This window comes from Dyadobacter subterraneus (assembly GCF_015221875.1).
GTDB lineage: Bacteria > Bacteroidota > Bacteroidia > Cytophagales > Spirosomataceae > Dyadobacter > Dyadobacter subterraneus.
The window spans coordinates 5,565,861-5,583,794 of sequence record NZ_JACYGY010000001.1 but is presented as its reverse complement, the minus strand read 5'-3'; the positions used below and the strand labels follow the sequence as shown (position 1 = coordinate 5,583,794).

The 17,934-nt window shown below is 39.9% G+C and carries 16 protein-coding genes; 5 read left to right on the top strand and 11 right to left on the bottom strand.

What is annotated here, in order from left to right; genetic code table 11:
- Positions 1 to 91: 91 nt before the first annotated feature.
- From rlmB to IEE83_RS23355, 5 genes are all read right to left on the bottom strand, one after another.
- Entirely contained in the window at positions 92 to 874 is a 783-nt protein-coding gene (rlmB, locus tag IEE83_RS23375; RefSeq protein WP_194122889.1) for a 23S rRNA (guanosine(2251)-2'-O)-methyltransferase RlmB, read from the bottom strand.
- Positions 850 to 2,136 carry a GWxTD domain-containing protein gene (locus IEE83_RS23370; RefSeq protein ID WP_228101944.1) on the bottom strand — a complete coding sequence of 429 codons (1,287 nt, stop codon included), beginning with the start codon at positions 2,134 to 2,136 and terminating at the stop codon, positions 850 to 852. Before IEE83_RS23370 ends, rlmB begins: the two co-directional genes overlap by 25 nt.
- A gap of 72 nt (positions 2,137 to 2,208) precedes the next feature.
- A complete protein-coding gene (locus IEE83_RS23365) occupies positions 2,209 to 3,099 on the bottom strand; it encodes an SDR family oxidoreductase (protein WP_194122888.1) in 891 nt (296 codons plus the stop codon).
- A gap of 89 nt (positions 3,100 to 3,188) precedes the next feature.
- The gene (locus IEE83_RS23360; RefSeq protein WP_194122887.1) at positions 3,189 to 3,998 is read right to left on the bottom strand and encodes a crotonase/enoyl-CoA hydratase family protein; all 810 of its coding nucleotides are present in this window, start codon (positions 3,996 to 3,998) and stop codon (positions 3,189 to 3,191) included.
- Positions 3,999 to 4,251: 253 nt separating this feature from the next.
- Entirely contained in the window at positions 4,252 to 5,172 is a 921-nt protein-coding gene (locus tag IEE83_RS23355; protein ID WP_194122886.1) for an aspartate carbamoyltransferase catalytic subunit, read from the bottom strand.
- Between the two features lie 298 nt (positions 5,173 to 5,470).
- Between IEE83_RS23355 and IEE83_RS23350 the strand changes: the two genes are divergently transcribed.
- Positions 5,471 to 5,917 (top strand): transcription elongation factor, encoded by a 447-nt coding sequence (locus IEE83_RS23350; RefSeq protein WP_194122885.1) that lies wholly within the window; start codon positions 5,471 to 5,473, stop codon positions 5,915 to 5,917.
- A gap of 73 nt (positions 5,918 to 5,990) precedes the next feature.
- On the opposite strand, the gene IEE83_RS23345 is transcribed toward IEE83_RS23350, so the two are convergent.
- The gene (locus IEE83_RS23345; RefSeq protein ID WP_194122884.1) at positions 5,991 to 6,707 is read right to left on the bottom strand and encodes a YebC/PmpR family DNA-binding transcriptional regulator; all 717 of its coding nucleotides are present in this window, start codon (positions 6,705 to 6,707) and stop codon (positions 5,991 to 5,993) included.
- 260 nt (positions 6,708 to 6,967) lie between these two features.
- Here IEE83_RS23345 and IEE83_RS23340 point away from each other — a divergent pair, with 260 nt between their 5' ends.
- Together IEE83_RS23340 and metF are read left to right on the top strand one after the other, a co-directional pair.
- Positions 6,968 to 7,435 carry a GNAT family N-acetyltransferase gene (locus tag IEE83_RS23340; RefSeq protein ID WP_194122883.1) on the top strand — a complete coding sequence of 156 codons (468 nt, stop codon included), beginning with the start codon at positions 6,968 to 6,970 and terminating at the stop codon, positions 7,433 to 7,435.
- A 410-nt stretch (positions 7,436 to 7,845) separates the two neighbouring features.
- Positions 7,846 to 8,802 carry a methylenetetrahydrofolate reductase [NAD(P)H] gene (gene metF, locus IEE83_RS23335; RefSeq protein WP_194122882.1) on the top strand — a complete coding sequence of 319 codons (957 nt, stop codon included), beginning with the start codon at positions 7,846 to 7,848 and terminating at the stop codon, positions 8,800 to 8,802.
- Between the two features lie 11 nt (positions 8,803 to 8,813).
- On the opposite strand, the gene IEE83_RS23330 is transcribed toward metF, so the two are convergent.
- Positions 8,814 to 9,134, bottom strand: a complete 321-nt coding sequence (locus IEE83_RS23330; protein WP_194122881.1) for a heavy metal-binding domain-containing protein — start codon at positions 9,132 to 9,134, stop codon at positions 8,814 to 8,816.
- Between the two features lie 161 nt (positions 9,135 to 9,295).
- Between IEE83_RS23330 and IEE83_RS23325 the strand changes: the two genes are divergently transcribed.
- Positions 9,296 to 9,871, top strand: coding sequence for a nitroreductase family protein (locus IEE83_RS23325; RefSeq protein WP_194122880.1), 576 nt, complete (start codon positions 9,296 to 9,298; stop codon positions 9,869 to 9,871).
- A 123-nt stretch (positions 9,872 to 9,994) separates the two neighbouring features.
- Entirely contained in the window at positions 9,995 to 10,960 is a 966-nt protein-coding gene (locus tag IEE83_RS23320; RefSeq protein ID WP_228101943.1) for an ABC transporter ATP-binding protein, read from the top strand.
- A gap of 7 nt (positions 10,961 to 10,967) precedes the next feature.
- Here the strand turns inward: IEE83_RS23320 and IEE83_RS23315 are convergent, their stop codons facing one another.
- From IEE83_RS23315 to IEE83_RS23300, 4 genes are all read right to left on the bottom strand, one after another.
- Positions 10,968 to 13,478, bottom strand: coding sequence for a DUF5686 and carboxypeptidase-like regulatory domain-containing protein (locus IEE83_RS23315; RefSeq protein ID WP_194122879.1), 2,511 nt, complete (start codon positions 13,476 to 13,478; stop codon positions 10,968 to 10,970).
- A 37-nt stretch (positions 13,479 to 13,515) separates the two neighbouring features.
- Positions 13,516 to 14,169, bottom strand: coding sequence for a SanA/YdcF family protein (locus IEE83_RS23310; RefSeq protein ID WP_194122878.1), 654 nt, complete (start codon positions 14,167 to 14,169; stop codon positions 13,516 to 13,518).
- Between the two features lie 152 nt (positions 14,170 to 14,321).
- A complete protein-coding gene (locus IEE83_RS23305; RefSeq protein ID WP_194122877.1) occupies positions 14,322 to 17,063 on the bottom strand; it encodes a DNA gyrase/topoisomerase IV subunit A in 2,742 nt (913 codons plus the stop codon).
- Between the two features lie 175 nt (positions 17,064 to 17,238).
- Entirely contained in the window at positions 17,239 to 17,883 is a 645-nt protein-coding gene (locus IEE83_RS23300) for an NUDIX hydrolase (protein ID WP_194123526.1), read from the bottom strand.
- Positions 17,884 to 17,934 lie beyond the last annotated feature (51 nt).

Genomic DNA, 17,934 nt, shown 5'->3' with positions numbered 1-17,934 from the left:
AAATATTAACCAGTTGGTTTTAAAATGAAAGAAGTCAAGTTTCAAAACTTGACTTCTTTTTTGTATCAATCCAAAAATCTTAAAATCAAGATTAAGAAACTTTCGCTACAACTCTTTGTCTAACAGCTTCGTACAAAACAACCGAGCTTGCAACAGAAACGTTAAGCGATTCAACTTGTCCGTTCAATGGAATTCTTGCTCCGCTGTCTGCCAGTTGGATAAATTCTTTTGAAATTCCATCTTCCTCTGATCCCATAATGATGACCGTAGGAATTGAGAAATCGATATCGTAAAGTGATTTTTCTGTTTTTTCCGTACACGCAACGATTTGCAACCCGCTGTTACGCAGATACAATAACGTCTCATACAAATTAGGCTCACGACACACCGGCAGGAAATTTAAAGCTCCTGACGATGTTTTCATCGCATCTGCATTGATTTGTGCACCGCCTTTTGTTGGTACGATCAATGCCTGTACACCTGCACATTCTGCCGTACGGGCAATTGCACCGAAGTTACGAACGTCCGTAACGCGGTCTAAAAGCAATAATAAAGGCGTTTTTCCATCTTCATATACCTGCGTCAGTACATTATGCAAAGGCATATACTGAATAGGCGATACAAAAGCGATAACACCCTGGTGGTTTTTTCTTGTAACCCGGTTAAGTTTTTCTATCGGAACGCGCTGATAAGGAATTCCAAGCTCCTTGGCTGTCTTTTCAATTTCATTAAGACCTAGCTCTCTCTGAATAAATAAACGTTCGATCTCTTTGCCGGAACGAAGTGTTTCAAGTACAGATTGTGTACCAAAAACCATGTCGGCTTGTGACGGACGAGGGGCGGGCTTTCTTAGCGTATAGTTCCGTTTCTCCATGCTTCTACTATAGGGTACCAGATCGGCTGATATTCGGCGTAGCGAACGAGCTCGTAATGGTCATCTACAAATTGATTTGTTCTGCGATTAAAAGTAAAATTAACATTTTGTGCGTTGGCACGCTGATCATACGTCCATACTTCCCGGTCTTTGCTTCTTTGCACTTTATCCGGTGGGCCAAGGACAATAAAGATCATTCCTTTATCTGTTTTCCAGCCTTCTTTGTAGCTGGTAAACAATTGATTAGCTTCTTCGACTCTGCTGTAAAAAGAACGGATTGATTGTTGTGCCAGCGGTGCATTTCCATTCATCAGTGTCAGCCAGTATTTGTCTAGGGCCTTTTTAAATTCTTCTGCTTTTTTGATTTCTGCAATTTCCGTATTCGTGCTCATGTAAACCAAAGGTTCGAGCAGCAATTCAGGTTTGGTCAGTTTTGGAAATCTTTCATTCACAACCAACAGACCTAAACCCTCTGATTGTGTGGTATCAGCAAAAATATTATACAATCCTTCTTTTTCGAAATGGATTGTTTCGTTCGTGTTGATCGTAAAAGTACTATCAATGGTCAGAGATTTGGATACACTCTTAGCCGTCGTGTTCATAGGCGAACCTGCCGGTTCAAAGCTATGAGCATAATAAAATACGTGAAGTTTTCCCGGTTCCTGCGTAAGTCTTTTTACTGTAAAAGGATTCCCGGCGTTGATATAATGACGCTGTAAAGGTTCAACACTTGCAGGTGTATAAATTCCGTATAATTCACTTGCTGATTGTTTTTTGAAATGAAGCGTCAGATCATTCAGTACTTTTTTCAAAGTGCCGGTCTGGCTGATTTCACTCAACAAAACACCATTTTCCTTATTCGGACTTTTAATATCGAAGGCAACAACAATTTTATCCCCTACTTTGGTAACATTACTTGAATCCAGCTTTACGTTTCCATAACCCAGTCTGTCACGCGTTCCGTAATCAGAGTAAATAACGTAATTCAGATTATACAAACGAACGAAATCAGCCGTTTGCATCGGCACTTTTCCTTTCAACGCATCAACATAAAGGAACACACGAAGTTGTGTTGTATCCTTCAACAAATATTTGCTTTGAATAGCAATAAGAGACAATTCTTCAGGTGCAGAAATTGTTTCCGGATTTGACATACGTACCTGGGCCTCAGGAATTTTTTTCAACGTTTTTTCGGAGGATGCACATCCTGCAAAAAATAATGCTGACAGTAGAAAAAGGCCGATTCTAAAAGTTGTTTTCATATACCAGATATCTTCATTTGTCAAATAACGAACGAAGCAGCAAATTTACCCAATAAAAACGGAAGAAAATTATTATTCTGATTTCTTGCTGTTCCGATTGGCATTTTTTATTTGATCTTCAATGGCATCCCATTGGTCTTCACTGACTTCTTTCAGGAAATTGAACTGTCCGGCAGACAAAACTTCACCGCCATCCAGCGTGATCACTTCACCAGTAATATAGGCAGAAAAATCGGAAACCAGGTATGCTGCCAGATTAGCTAATTCCTGATGATCACCGACACGTTGTAATGGGATCCGGTTTTCAAAAGAGAATTTTTTTGCCAGTTCTTCCGGGAATAAACGATCCCAGGCGCCTTTTGTAGGAAAGGGACCTGGTGCAATTGCATTCAGGCGAATGCCATGCTCTGCCCATTCGAATGCCAGTGATTTTGTCATGGCCAGAACGCCGGCTTTCGCCATCGCAGAGGGAACAACCCATCCGGAACCTGTCCAGGCATAGGTTGTGGAAATATTCAGGACGGTTCCTTTAATTTTATTTTCAATCCAGTATTTGCCTAGTGCCAATGTAAAATAATATGTTCCGCGCAAAACAATATCGACTACGGTATCAACAGCTTTGTATGATAATCTTTCAGTTGGACTGATGAAATTTCCGGCTGAATTATTTACCAATCCATCAACCTGACCAAATTTTTCGATCGATTTGGTAATAACATTTTCAATTTCTTCCGTTTTTCGCACATCGCAGGCAATTGCTAAAATCTGGCCTCCGGTTTGTTCTTCAAGTTCTTTGGCCGTAGTTTCCAGAACTTCCAGCCGGCGACTGCAAATGACAACATTCGCACCAAGTTTTAAAAAGTAAGTCGCCATTGACTTTCCCAATCCTGTTCCACCACCGGTAACAATGACCGTTTTATTGTCAAGCGCTCCGTCGCGCAGCATTCCTTCTTTATAGCCCATTTTTTAGTTGAAAGTTAAGAGTTGAAAGCGGCCGCTGCGCGGTTAAAAGTGATTTCGCGCGACTGAGTTTTCAGAAATTTTACAATTGATTAATTTCGGAATTCGGGGAGGCGTTTGTCTGATTTTGATTTAAAAGATTCGTTTAAATCTTCTGATAATAACATAGCAGCATTCCAGGTTGCCATGTATTGAAGCCCGTCCGCTACTGAATGATCCCTGCTGTGATTAAGAATATGTTTTGTTCCTCTGATTGAAACAGGAGATTTTGCTGCAATACTGGCTGCAATTTCGGTTACACTGTTAAACAAATTGTCGACTGTCTCATAACATTTATTGATCAGGCCGATTCTTTCTGCTTCGGCACCGAAAACTTCTCTTCCTGTAAATGCCATTTCTCTGGCAAAGCCGTCGGAGATTAATTTTGGTAATCTTTGCAAGGTTCCCAGATCCGCAACCATGCCCATATCGATTTCCTTTACCGTGAAAAATGCATCCTGAGTCGCATAACGCATATCACATGCACAGATAATATCGACGCCGGCGCCAATGCATCCGCCTTTTATGGCAGCTATAACCGGTTTGCTGCAAAGTTCAATTGCAGTTACAGCTGCCTGTAATTCCAGAATTTTTTTACGAAGTTTCTCTCGTTTTCTTGCATCACAGGTTTCTTCCGGCCGTGTAACTTCTGCCAAAAGCGAAATATCAATTCCTGAACAAAAATGTTTTCCTGCACCACTCAGTACAACCACTCTGACTTCTTCATTTTCATCCAGCTCTTCAAAAACAGATTTAAGTTCTTTCCAAGCAACTGCGTTTAACGCATTCGCTTTTTCAGGCCGGTTTAACTTGACAAGCGCAATGTTGTTATCAATCGTAAAGGATATCGTTTCGTAAGCCATTTTAGGTTGTTGAGAATGAAGACGCAGAAAATTTTTGATAAAAATCAATTTTGGTATGCATGCATACTATTACAAAGGTATTGTTTCGTGCCAATAATTTGAGTTATTGAAAGAAATAATTTTGTTAAATGATGAAAATGGGAAAATTAATTTACTGCAACAACTTTTAGAGCAAAGTGGCAGGAAATAGAATTTTTGATCGAATTAATTAAGAATTCGAATGAAGAAATTTGCTTAAAATAAAGTCGGCTACTTACTGCTGCGCTAACAAATATAAAGCTGCCATGCGTACCGCCACACCATTTTCAACCTGATTCAAAATAATCGAATGATCTGAATCCGCTGCGTCAGAGGAAAGTTCTACGCCACGGTTAATTGGTCCCGGGTGCATTAAAACGATTTTTTTATCCAACTCGTCCAGCATTGCTTTGTTGATACCGAAGTACAAAGAATATTCTCTCAAAGAAGGAAAATATTTTATCTGTTGTCTTTCAAGCTGGATTCGAAGAACATTAGCAACATCACACCATTGAAGTGCTTCCTTTACATTATGTCCGATTTTTACGCCAAGATCGGCAAGGAATTTCGGAATTAAAGTTGATGGTCCACAAACCATAACCTCTGCACCTAATTTTTGAAGGCAGAAAATATTGGATAGCGCAACACGTGAATGCAAAATATCACCGATAATCGCGATTTTCTTTCCTGCAAGATCTCCCAATTGTTCCCGCATCGAAAAAGCATCAAGTAAAGCCTGGGTTGGGTGTTCGTGCGTTCCATCTCCGGCGTTGATCACATTGGCAGGAATACGGCTCGACAAGTAATGCGGTGCTCCCGGACTGCTGTGACGCATGACGATCATGTCCACTTTCATTGCCAGGATATTATTCACGGTATCGAGCAAAGTCTCTCCCTTTTTTACCGAACTTCCGGAAGCTGAAAAATTAACAACATCCGCTGAAAGTCTTTTCTCTGCAAGTTCAAAAGAAAGTCTTGTTCTGGTCGAATTTTCGAAAAAAACGTTGGCAATTGTAATATCCCGGAGTGAAGGTACTTTCTTGATCGGACGGTTAATTACTTCCTTAAATTGAGTAGCAGTATCAAGGATTGTTTGAATGTCATTCTCGTTCAGATTTTTAATTCCAAGTAGGTGCCGAACTGAAAGTTTTGTCATTGCGTCTGTTTGGGAAAGTTTTGCAAAGATAATAAGGAAGTGCGCAATGAGAAATTCAGAAAGAGGAAAACTTCAAATCCCGTTGATTGTTACATCTGTTTCGGTCTGGTTATCAGAAAGGATTTATAAAAATCCTGACTTAAAATTTTTTTGAACCATTGAAAAATACGCTTCCTACGGAATAGAATTAATTCTTTCTGTCACTTTACAATTTACCTGATTGAAATAGTAAAATCTTAATCTTCTGACTAAATTGATTAATTATGCAAGAAATTAAAATACCCTGCGCAACACCGATATGAATAAGAAGGAATTAACGGAATACATGAAAGGGCTTTTGGATGAACGTATGCAGGTTGCCTGGGAAGCCATGGAAGCGGCGCAGGATTCCGCTAATGACCAGAGCAAAAGTTCGGCAGGAGATAAATATGAAACGGCACGTTCAATGGGTCAGCTTGACCGGAATATGCACGCCAGACAATATGAACAGGTAAGACAGGAGCGGGTAATTCTGGAAAGGATTGGAGAGACAGAAACTTTATCGCGCGGTGCAGTAGGAGCGCTGATGGAAACCACGGCAGGCTGGTTTTATATTTCCGTTAGTCTTGGAGCTGTAAAATTTGATAATCAAACCGTTCTTGCCGTATCCTCTTCATCACCGGTCGGACTTTCGTTTTTGGGAAAAGAGGCTGGGGGAGAATTTCAGTTTTTAAATAAACCTCATAGAATTATTGCGATACATTAAATGGCTTTCGACGATCGGCTGTCAGTTAACGGGATTAAGTAATTCTTGCCCATAAACTGACAGCCGACAGCTTTTACGCCATATTATGATAGACGCGCTGAACGTCGTCGTCGTCTTCAATTTTTTCAATCAGTTTTTCTACATCCGCGATTTCTTCTTCGCTTAGTGATTTGGTATCGCTTGGAATGCGTTCAAAATCCGCTTCCACGATTTCAAAACCGTTTTCTTCCAGATAATGCTGAAGAGTACCAAATGAAGAAAATTCTCCGTAAATGTTGATCTGATTTGTTTCTTCGTCTAGGAAAACTTCTTCTCCTCCTACGTCGATCAATTCAAATTCCAATTCTTCCATGTCACGCTTTCCGTCATTTTTAACCTTGAAAATACATTTCCGGTCAAAAATAAAATCAAGCATTCCCATAGTACCCAGACTTCCGCCCAGTTTATTGAAATAACTGCGAACATTTGCTACGGTACGCACTGGATTGTCGGTAGTACTTTCAACCAAAATAGCAACACCGTGTGGTCCGTAACCTTCATAAACCATTTCTTTGTAATCTTCCTGATCCTTGGATGTTGCCCGTTTAATTGCACGTTCAACGGTTTCCTTAGGCATGTTGGCAGCTCTTGCATTTTGAAGCAAAACTCTCAGACGTGCGTTGGTGTTTGGATCAGCTGTTCCGCTTTTTACAGCAAGAACAATATCCTTTCCAATTCGGGTAAATGTTTTTGCCATTTTATCCCAACGCTTAAACATCCGCGCTTTTCTATATTCATAGGCTCTTCCCATGCGTATTGTACTTAAGTTTTAATAGATTTTAAACTGATATGAAATTTTACTACTTCAAAATGCTAAGTTCGAGTCAGATTTGGATTGGAAAAAGTGCGGAAATGCTGCACTTTCGTTTGGTAAAAATCTGATTAACAAATATTTAAAGTAATGTTTTGCAATTGTTCAGGATCACAGTTACCCCGAATAATTTGCAAAAATACAAAAGACTGTGAAACTCAGGCAAAAATAAGAACCTTTCAATCTCTTTTTACTTAAAAATGAATCAAAAATTACAATGGGATATCAAATCCTTTGATGTGCTTTCCAATCAGGAATTATATGAATTGCTCCGTTTGCGAAATGAAGTTTTTATTGTGGAGCAAAACTGCATTTTTCCGGATCTTGATGGTAAGGACCAAAATTGCTATCATTTGCTTGGAAGGGAAAATGGTATTTTAATGGCTTATTCCAGAATTGTACCTCCCGGAATTTCTTATGAATACGCATCCATCGGCCGCATTTTAGTTTCACCGCTTGGCAGAGGAAAACAGTTTGGTATTGAATTGATGGATATTTCAATACTTAAACTCGAAGAAATTTATGGAAAGTCGGTCATAAGAATCGGAGCACAGCTTTATCTTAAAAAGTTTTATGAGTCATTTGGATTTGTTCAGTCGGGCGAGATCTATGATGAAGACGGAATTGATCATATTGAAATGACCCGGACAAATAATATTGTGGAATAGTGGGAAACACTATGCATCATTGTGTAGAATTATTCATCAAAGAATGGTTTGAATTCTCTTGGTTTTATGACATTTACCATGGGTAAAGGAATTTTTGAAATAAATAAAATAGCCATTCTAAGCTTAGAATTGACCAAAAGCAATGAATGATTGAATCTTTTTTAGTCAATATATAGTAATGTATCTATCTGGCATGAATATTTTGTATTTAGAAGTCAGTCAAGCAAACTGCAACTCGTATCTGACGCCTGTCAGTTTTACTTTGCAGTTTTGACGAACACTGATAGAGGAGGGTTTACGTGGAATGGCCTACTGTTATGCGGTAGGCCATTTTTTTGTTTTATAGGTTGGTTTGGTTCTATAAATGGTGTTCTTTTGTATACGCTTAAGCAAACCAAGAAAACCAGTACATGACCAAAGTTACCGAATTCATACGCCAGGCTCAGGGCAAGACACTCTTTTCGATTGAGATTATCCCACCTTTAAAAGGACAAAATATAACCGAATTACTGGATTCTATTGAGCCATTGATGGAATTCAAGCCGCCTTTTGTTGATGTCACTTACCATAGAGAAGAACTTATTGATATTAAAGGACAAAATGGCCTTATCGAGAGAATTCCTATTCGGAAGCGTCCGGGAACTGTTGGTATTTGTGCCAGGTTAATGGAGCGATTTAAAGTGGATGCCGTTCCTCATGTGATTTGCGGAGGTTTTACAAAAGATGAAACAGAAGATGTTTTGTTCGACCTTCATTATTTGGGAATCGATAATGTACTCGTTTTGCGTGGTGATCCAGAGAAATCTGCGGGTGTATTCAAAGCAAAATTAGGCGGACATACCTACGCCTCTGAACTTGTCACGCAGGTTGACAATATGAACCATGGCATTTTGCTTCACGCTGAAACCGAAGCTGCCCACACGAATTTCTGTATTGGAATTGCCGGATATCCTGAAAAACATTTTGATGCAGAAAGTCTTGATACAGATTTTGAGCATCTGAAAAGAAAAATAGATCTGGGCGCAAATTATATTGTCACCCAAATGTTTTTCGATAATCAGAAATATTTCCGTTTTGTTGACCGCTGCCGTGCAGAAGGCATAACGGTTCCAATTATTCCGGGTTTAAAACCTTTGGCTACCAAACGACAACTTACCGTGCTTGCTGATATTTTCCATCTTGAATTTCCACAGGAACTTGTTAACGAAGCTGAAAAATGTGCTTCGGATAAAGAAGTTCGCCAGCTTGGCGTGGAATGGGGCGTTCAGCAATGTAAAGAATTGATTGAATACGGAGTGCCGGTTTTACATTTTTATACCATGGGAAAAGCTGACAATGTTGCCAAAATTGCCAGTCAGGTTTTTTAGTCTGATAGAAATTATTCCAGGCAGACGGCCGTTCCGTTGCAGCTAACCATAAGCATGGAACCGCTTCCGCCAATGGTTTCAAAATCAAGGTCGACACCAATAACGGCATGAGCACCCAAGCGTTGGGCCTGGTCCATCATTTCGCGGAGCGCAATACTTTTAGCTTCGCGAAGGCTTTGTTCGTAAGCGCTCGACCGGCCGCCAACCACGTCGCGCACGTTGGCCATAAAATCTTTGACAATGTTGGCTCCAATAATAGCTTCACCATTTACGAGCCCGATATATTTTATGATTTTTTTACCTTCAATATTTGGAGTGGTAGTAACAAGCATGGAGATATTAGTTAGTTAAAGGTTTGAAGTAATTCATATTAACGGGCACAATTTACAGTTTTTTGACGTAGTCATATAATAATTACTATTTCAACGGTTAACAGAGCTTTTATGCAGCTTTCACACCATATAAACGGATAGAATAAATTTTAAGCAATCTCATGAGTACCATTTTAGAATCAATCAATCAGGTCATTCGTAACCGCCGCAGTATATTTCCACCAAGTTATATTGAAAAAGAGATTCCAAAAGAATTGATACAAACGATTCTTGAAAATGCCAATTTCGCTCCCACGCACAAACTGACAGAACCATGGAGATTCCGTGTTTTTACAGGTGCAGGCTTAGTGCAGCTGGCCGATTTTATGGGTGCAGCTTATAAGGCTAACACAATGCCGGAAACTTTCTCGGAGGCGAAATACGAAGGCACGCGGTCTAAATCTTTGAAGTCAGCAGCGGTAATAGCGATCATCATGGAAACCCACGCCGAAAAAATTCCGGAATGGGAAGAAGTTGCAGCCGTAGCCTGCGCAGTGCAAAATATGTGGCTTACAGCTACCGCAAATAATATCGGAGCGTATTGGAGCAGTCCATCTGTGACTGACGCTTTGAAAGCCTTTTTGGAATTAAAGGAAAATCAAAAATGCATCGGCTTCTTTTACATGGGATATCACAATCTGGGTGAAATTTCGGTACGTCGGACACCAATTGAAGATAAAGTTACCTGGATTAATTAATTGGCTGTCGGCTTTCGGCAGTCAGCTATCAGACGTAGAATGATTCAAAATCATTCAAATTTCCAAAGCCTGACCGCCGACCGTCGAAAGCCGAAGTTGAATTTCATCATTATAATGTTCCCAATGCCTGTTCTTCGCGCTGAATCAGTATCAAAAAAATTCGATTCCAAAACTGTTTTGTCTGATGTTTCACTGGAATTAAATCCAGGAGAATGGCTGGGGATTTTAGGAGAAAGCGGATCGGGTAAAAGTACATTTTTAAGAATTCTGGGCAGATTTATGGATGCTGATTCCGGCGATGTCTATTTTCAGGAATCACTATTAACTTCAGTTAAAGGAGAACTTATTCCCGGGCACGATTCCATAAAGTTGATTCACCAGGAATTTGAGCTTTTCCCAAACCAAACCGTAGAAGAAAATATTTCGTATTCAGTTCGTTTTTACGAGCCGGATTACCGGAAGCAGAAAGTGGAGGAATTATTGAAAATTACCGGCCTGTCAAACGTTCGTGGACAAAAAGCCAAACTTTTGTCGGGAGGAGAAAAACAAAGAACTGCGATTGCAAAATCCCTGGCCGAGCAGCCGGATGTTTTGTTGCTCGACGAACCATTTGCTCATTTAGATAACAGAAATCGCAGGATCCTGGCTGAGGCTATTGAACAGATGAGGCAGGAACAACAAATGGTTTGTATTTTCGTAACCCATGAAGCCGCGGATGCACTGGCCTGGTCAGATAAAATTGCTGTTTTAAGAGACGGAAAAGTAATTCAGATCGGAACTCCGCAGGAAGTCTATAATCAGCCAAATGACGGCTACGTTGCAGAACTTACGGGTGATATAAATTGGCTTGGTGAAAATCCTGAACTTAAAAAATCTTTCATTCGTCCGGAGAAAATCAAGCGTACCAAATTTTTCGAAAAAAGTAAATGGACGGGAATTGTTGAAGCCATCCGTTTTCATGGAAATCACTGGGAAATCCGTTGCAGAAACGAAAAAGGGTTACTGGTTTTTTATCGAAACAAAAAAGATGTAGAAATAGGGGAAGAAGTTTTTCTGACTTATTCGGGCAAAGATTTGAGGACGATTTAATTATCACCTACAAGCTAAACCAGAAAGAAATCTTCAACGCAAAGGGAGTAACGTTAGGATTGTTTTTATAAGTAAGTCTGTGGATAGCATCGATCCGACCAAATTTAAAGATGTTATCAATACCGTAACCCAGTTCCAGATAAGGCATATTTCCAAGTTCATTAAATGTCTGAATTGGATTTCCCTGCGCATCCACAGTTGAAGCCAACGCAAGATTTTGTTTGCTCACCTGACCATAAAAAACTCTTCCTGTCGCCAATAATCTCCATTTCAATTTTCTTACCGCCGGAATACGGTTCAAGATAAATCCTTCGTCGTTATGTTCAACACGAAGTGTCAGATATCGATCGCTGATAAATTCGAAATACTTCATCAGGTTGAATGCATTATCCACATAAAACAGCGATTCATTACCCAAAGGTGTGTATAAGAGTGTGTAAGGAATTGTTGAAGGAATATATCCGACTGTAAGGTTATAGTAAGTCCGGCCAAAAACACCTGCCCGGAAAGTCTGTTTCACGTTAAGTGCAAACTTGTGATAATTAAAATCACCTTTCAGGAAATTTTTCATGCCCATCGTATACCGAAATGTAAAAGCCGGGGAATTTCCTGTTCCCATACTGATACGTTCATTATCGTTTTGCAAAAATGTTTCATTGCCGGCCAGTCGGGTTTCAACATTAAGCTCGGTAATTTCATACTTGCTTTTCAAAGGAGAATCGGCTCCCATTTGTGGTTCTGAACGATAAGCAAAATCAAATAGAGGATCGAAATTTCTGTGTCGAAGCTGAATATTTGCCGTAAATCCTTTCACAATTTCTCTCTTGAGATACATAGAAAAGTCTTCCTGATAATAAGCTCTCCTGAAAGTCCCGAATTTTGAAAATGCTCCAAAAAGCGTATTGGTACCAATTGTTTCGGCAGAAAGTCCTAATCTTTCCAGATCTTTTGAATAGGAAATCCCGGCCATTGTCCATGGTTTTCGGGAGAAAATATAGTCTAAACCACCGCCATATTTAAATTTCTGATCCTTAAACCCATAAGCACCATAACCGCTGACAATCCACTTTCTGCTGAATCCGGGATCAGTTTTAAAACCAAGTCTGAGCCGGTTTCCTTCAATATTATTATTGGCATATAAAAACAGATACGGACCGATATCTATATTCCATTTGTCAATTCTTTTATAGCCGTTAACAAAAATGTTCAGTATTTCGGTGTACGTTTTTACAACAGGTAAAACCTTTAAAGAATCAACCAATTGAAAACTTAACTTTTCGGATTTGGAAAGAGATTCAGGACGACTTTTATTCCAGAAAGTAGAATCATGCACCATATAATCTTCTTTCAGTTCGATGGCTGTATCGAAAAATTTTGGTCCTTTTGGGACATTCAGTTTGTAATTTGAATTGGAGGAATAAAACTTCAATAGCAAGCCGGCGGTTTGTTTTGTTGGTTCATCTACATCAATTAAAACCCTGGTTTTAGTCGGAACCCAGGTACTGTCATCTTCAAAAAGATCGTACGAAGTCTGGATTTTTATTCTTTCGATGAAATTCAAATTGGCTTTTTTCCCAACATTCGCATCCATTTGGGTTAGTGCATAGGTTTTTCCATCAATCCAGAAAGAGCCGCTAAAAGCAAGATCTTGTTCCTGACGTGGTTCAAAATCAATCTGGTAATCGTAATTTGTTCCGTTTGAAATACTGTCGGCCAGATAATAATCATAGTATAATTTCCAGCTGTCGGAAATCGGCGAAATAAAATCTTTTTCCAAAACATTCAGCCAGTTATTGTAAAAGTTATATTGCTGAAAAGATGAACCTACAATTTGAGAAACAAAACTTCCATCCGTTAATCCTACACCGGAAACCTTTGTTTTATTGATAATCTCCTTTTTCTTCTTGGGATCTCTTCTGAAATAAACATTGGAAACAGATTCAGAAATGAAAATCGGAATAACTGTTTGGCCGTCATCACCTTTGACTTCATCATATTTGTCCACGATATGCGTCATTTTTTTTACGGCGCGACGATTTCTGAATTTCTCTGAAAGGTTATCTATATCAATCTGGATCTTGTTATAACTTTCAAATTCATAAGCATCCAGATTTTCAGTATTGTTATGTTTCCTGTTAGCAACAATCTTGCGCATAATTGCCCAGGCTGGATTTTCTCCGGCAAATATTTTGACTTCCCTAAGCTGCAAGGCGCCGGGAGTCAGCTGAACGTCAATGGTCTGAAAGGTTGTGTCGGCAATGGCTTTACTTTTTGTAGTATAGCCAATGTATGTTACAAGAATTGAATCAGCGGGTGGTGTGAAGGTAAGCGTATAAAAACCGTCGAAATTTGTTGTTGTTCCAGCCGGAGTATTTTTTACGCCAATATTGGCAAACGGGACCGGATCACCGGAAGTTGCATCTGTTATTCTGCCTTTTATAGTATGTGTGGTTTGTGCGAAGGATCGGACAGATAATAGTATAATTACAAAAAAGATGATTGGTCTAATTATTTTCATATCTGATATCTCCGGTGAGTAAAATCTTTCGCTTCGTTCAGGGTCCTTTTTTCTTTTTTATCTCAACATTAGACGTAACATCTGCTTTTGGTCTCAAAAAATGTACGTCCAAAACTGCTTTTGGCCTCGCCAGATATTCCCGGATCAGGGTACGAATTGAGTACCCGTCGGGAACGTCCTGAGCAGCAAATGATATCGCGTTTATTCCTTCGTTATGCGCAATGTATAATGCCCGTGCATTGTGGAAATTTTGGGATATAACTGTAAAATTATCCTGGTTAAAAACTTCCTTGCAGCGAACCACCGAATCAAAGGTCCGGAAACCGGCATAGTCCAATGTCATCACATTTTCCGGAATTCCCAAATTGAGCAAAGCTCTTTGCATATCCAGCGGCTCATTGTAATACTGTGAGTCGTTGTTTCCGCTCAAAATAATGTATTTGATTTTACCTTCCTTGAAAAGTCGTGCCGTGGCCTCCATCCGGTACCTGAAATACAGGTTTTCTTTTCCTCTTTCCGTATTCCTGCTGGTCCCCAAAACCAGCGCGACGTCATTTGAAGGAAGGTCGTTAATTGAAAAATAGTTATACTGCTTGGTACAGTATACTACCCAGAAGTTGCACAGCAGGATAAAAACCAGGCTGGCAAAGAGAAGGGCAATAACTATTTTTATCAATTTTTTCACGAGCATCCTTAAAGTTAACCTCTAAGTTGATGTATATAATATGAGGGTATTGCAAATCTTCCACAGGTTGCCGTTTATTTTCTATACGCTTTCAACATGGTATTTTGTTGCTAATCGTAGAAAAACGTTTGAATAACATGTGTATTAAAAGACACATGTTATTCAAAAAGACCAAGTTGTGATTTTGGATCAGTACCTTTTTTGGGTTCCTTTTTTGGTTTGGAATCATCCGGGGTTTCCTCATCCTTCTTATTTTCTGGTTCAGTATCCTCCTCGTTTGTCTCGGATTCACTGTTCTCAGATTCCTGTATTTCGTTATTTTCTGCTGTTTCGCTGCCACTTTCTTCTGTGTCATGATGAAGATCCGGAATATCAATAACCAGCTCATCTTCTACCAGAACTGCCAGAGATTCCAGCCAGCGGATTTCTTTATATTTATCAATGGATAATTTGTAACCCATTGCTTTCCATCCTCTTACATCAACAAGATCTTCAACCACGAATTCTTCATGCAGCTGATCACGTTTTTCGTTTTTAGCATGAACAACTTCAAAGCGAGGACGTTTGTCGGTCGAAGCAAGGATTAATTTACTGTTTTTTGCATCACTGATAAACAGGAATTTCTTATCCAGTGAAGAAGTTTCTATCGTGAAACGTTTGACAAAATAATGTTTCTGTCCTCCGTCATAATACAAAGCCGTAACCGGAAGTTTTGGATCAAACTTTTTGACCAGTAAAACTTCATTGGAAACATAATGATTGGTCAGGTCAAAGTTGGTCAGCTCGTAAGATCCTTCTTTGTAAATAACCAGAATGCTATCCGTAGACCCGAAATTCCCCAAATATTCTCCACGTTCGTCACGGTTTAAACGGCCGATAATCGGATCAAACCACATGTCAACACCACCCAAAGTAGAGCGGCCGGCTTGTTTCATTACAATTTTACGAACCGGATATTTTGTCAGAATATTTCCCATCGCGCTCCGGTTTTTGATCAGCAGATCAGCAAAATTGAAATCAAATTGTTTCACTTTTGCTTTGCTCTGAGCAGTCAGGCTGACAGTTATAATCTCAGCTTCACCATTTTCATTGGAAGTGAAATAGGTGATTTTTGATTTTGGCGTACCTTGTGTCAGATCATATTCCCTGTCACGCGTAACTGCTGTAACCTGGAATCTTTTGATGTAAGAAACACCGGTTTTTCCGTCGAGATAGGTTAAGTTATAAACTTTCCGCTCGTCATTTTTAAGAAAAACGGCACAGTAAATAATGTCTTTTCCTACAAATATTTTATCCTGAACTTTGGTAACCAGACATTTGCCGTCGGCTCTGAAAACGATGATATCGTCAATATCAGAGCAATCCATGACGTACTCATCTTTTTTCAAACCAGAACCAATAAAACCTTCGGCACGGTTGACGTAAAGTTTCTGGTTATTGGCAGCAACGACGTTCGCAGAAATCTGGTTGAACGCTCTGATTTCAGTTCTTCTTTCTCTGCCTTTTCCGTATTTCTTTAAAAGATCTTTGAAATAATCAATTGCAAAACGGGTAATATTGGCCAGGTTGTCTTCCGTTTCCGCAAGTTCTTCCTGCCATTTGCGCATCAGTTCATCCGCTTTATATCCGTCATATTTTGAAATACGTTTGATACGGATTTCCGTCAGCTCAACGATATCATCGTCTGTAATTTCTCTGTAAAATTGTGGCTTGAAAGGTTCAAGTCCCTTATCTATGGTCCGGATTACATCTTCAAAAGTTTCACATTCTTCAATGTCCCGGTAAATGCGGTTTTCAATAAATATTTTTTCCAGCGAGCCGTACAGGATTTTTTCCAGTAAAGCCAGTCTCCGGATTTCCAGCTCACGTTTTAAAAGATGAACCGTCTGCTGCGTATTGTAACGTAAAATATCCGTTACGCCGACAAAGTGAGGTTTGTCCTCAATAATGACACAGGCGTTGGGAGAAATGGAGACTTCACATTCCGTAAACGCATAAAGTGCATCAATGGTAATATCCGGCGAAACCCCAGGAGCCAGATGCACCTGAATTTCTACATCCGCTGCCGTATTATCAACAACCTTTTTAATCTTGATCTTTCCACCATCATTTGCCTTGATGATAGAATCGATCAGGGATGATGTGGTTGTACCAAAAGGAATATCACGGATGACAAGCATTTTCTTGTCTTCCTCTTCGATTTTAGCACGAACCCGTACTTTTCCGCTACGATGGCCATCGCCATAATTGGAAACATCGATCTGTCCGCCGGTAAGAAAATCAGGATAAATGATAACTTCCTTACCCTGCAAAATATCGATGGATGCGGCAATCAGCTCACAAAAGTTGTGCGGTAATATTTTGGTTGAAAGTCCAACCGCAATTCCTTCAACACCCAGCGATAGTAAAAGCGGGAATTTTACAGGAAGTGTAACCGGTTCCCGTTTCCGTCCGTCATATGATAATTGCCACTCGGTGGTATCGTTATTGAAAACAATTTCCTTGGAAAATCTTGAAAGGCGAACCTCAATATAACGCGCTGCTGCGGCACGGTCGCCGGTGCGCAAATCGCCCCAGTTTCCCTGTGTATCGAAAAGAAGTTCCTTTTGACCAAGGTTAACGATGGCGTCATTAATGGAAGCATCACCATGCGGGTGATACTGCATGGTTGAACCGATCACGTTGGCAACTTTGTTGAAGCGGCCGTCGTCCATCTCATTCAATGCATGCATGATCCTGCGCTGAACCGGCTTTAAACCGTCTTCAATGGCAGGCACTGCACGTTCCAGAATTACATAGGATGCATAATCAAGAAACCAACTTTCGTAAAGGCCCGAGACGGGTAACTGACTGTGTAATTCGCTATCTTCTACGTTAGGCGTAGCTCCGTTTTCGTCCATAAATTGAGGCGGAAACTAAGGGTTTATATGCTGAAAATTTAAGTAAGATCAGCCTCTTATCGGATTTCCGCACATGGATAATCGATTTTTTCAGGATTAAAATGCACGAAGAAAGCCGGGAGGCATGGATGAAAATACTCGCTAATATAGGAATAAAAGGGATTATTTCCCAGTTTCAGACTTCCAAATCTACCGTTCCAATGACAGAAAGTAGTTCACTGATCATCATGGCTGTTGCTCCCCAGATCTTATACCCGTTTACTTCATAATGCGGTGCAACAATCTGTACACCGCGAATCTGAATTTCGCTGCTGCCAATTATGGATGCGTCAGAGATTTCTTTTAATTTAATCTGGAAAATGTCTTCAACTTCCCTTGGATCAGGATAAAAATCCGGGCGATAAGGGATGGTTGCAACAACGGGCAAAACGTAAAAATTGCTGGCAGGAATAAAAAGTTCGGTTAGTATGCCCAGCACTTTTACATCATTCAGGCGTAATCCGATTTCTTCCTGCGCCTCTCTTAATGCAGTCCGGATAAGATTTTCATCTGTTTTTTCATAACGTCCACCCGGAAAAGCTACCTGGCCGGAATGTACGCCATCATATGCCGGCCGTAAGATCAGTGGGAAATAAATTTCGTTGGCGTAAGGATAAAACAAGATCAATACGGCACTTTTTCTGGTTCTTTCGTTTGGTTTAACAGTAAATCTCAGTTTTGAGGTTGACTGCATAACCTGATGGGCCGTTTCACCGGGAAGCGGATCTTTTAATTTTTGAAATAATTCATTCGTGAAAACCGAGAAAGATCCCTGAGCCATAGAGGCGAGTATAATTAATTTTAATTGGTGTCTGTATTTTACAACAGCAGA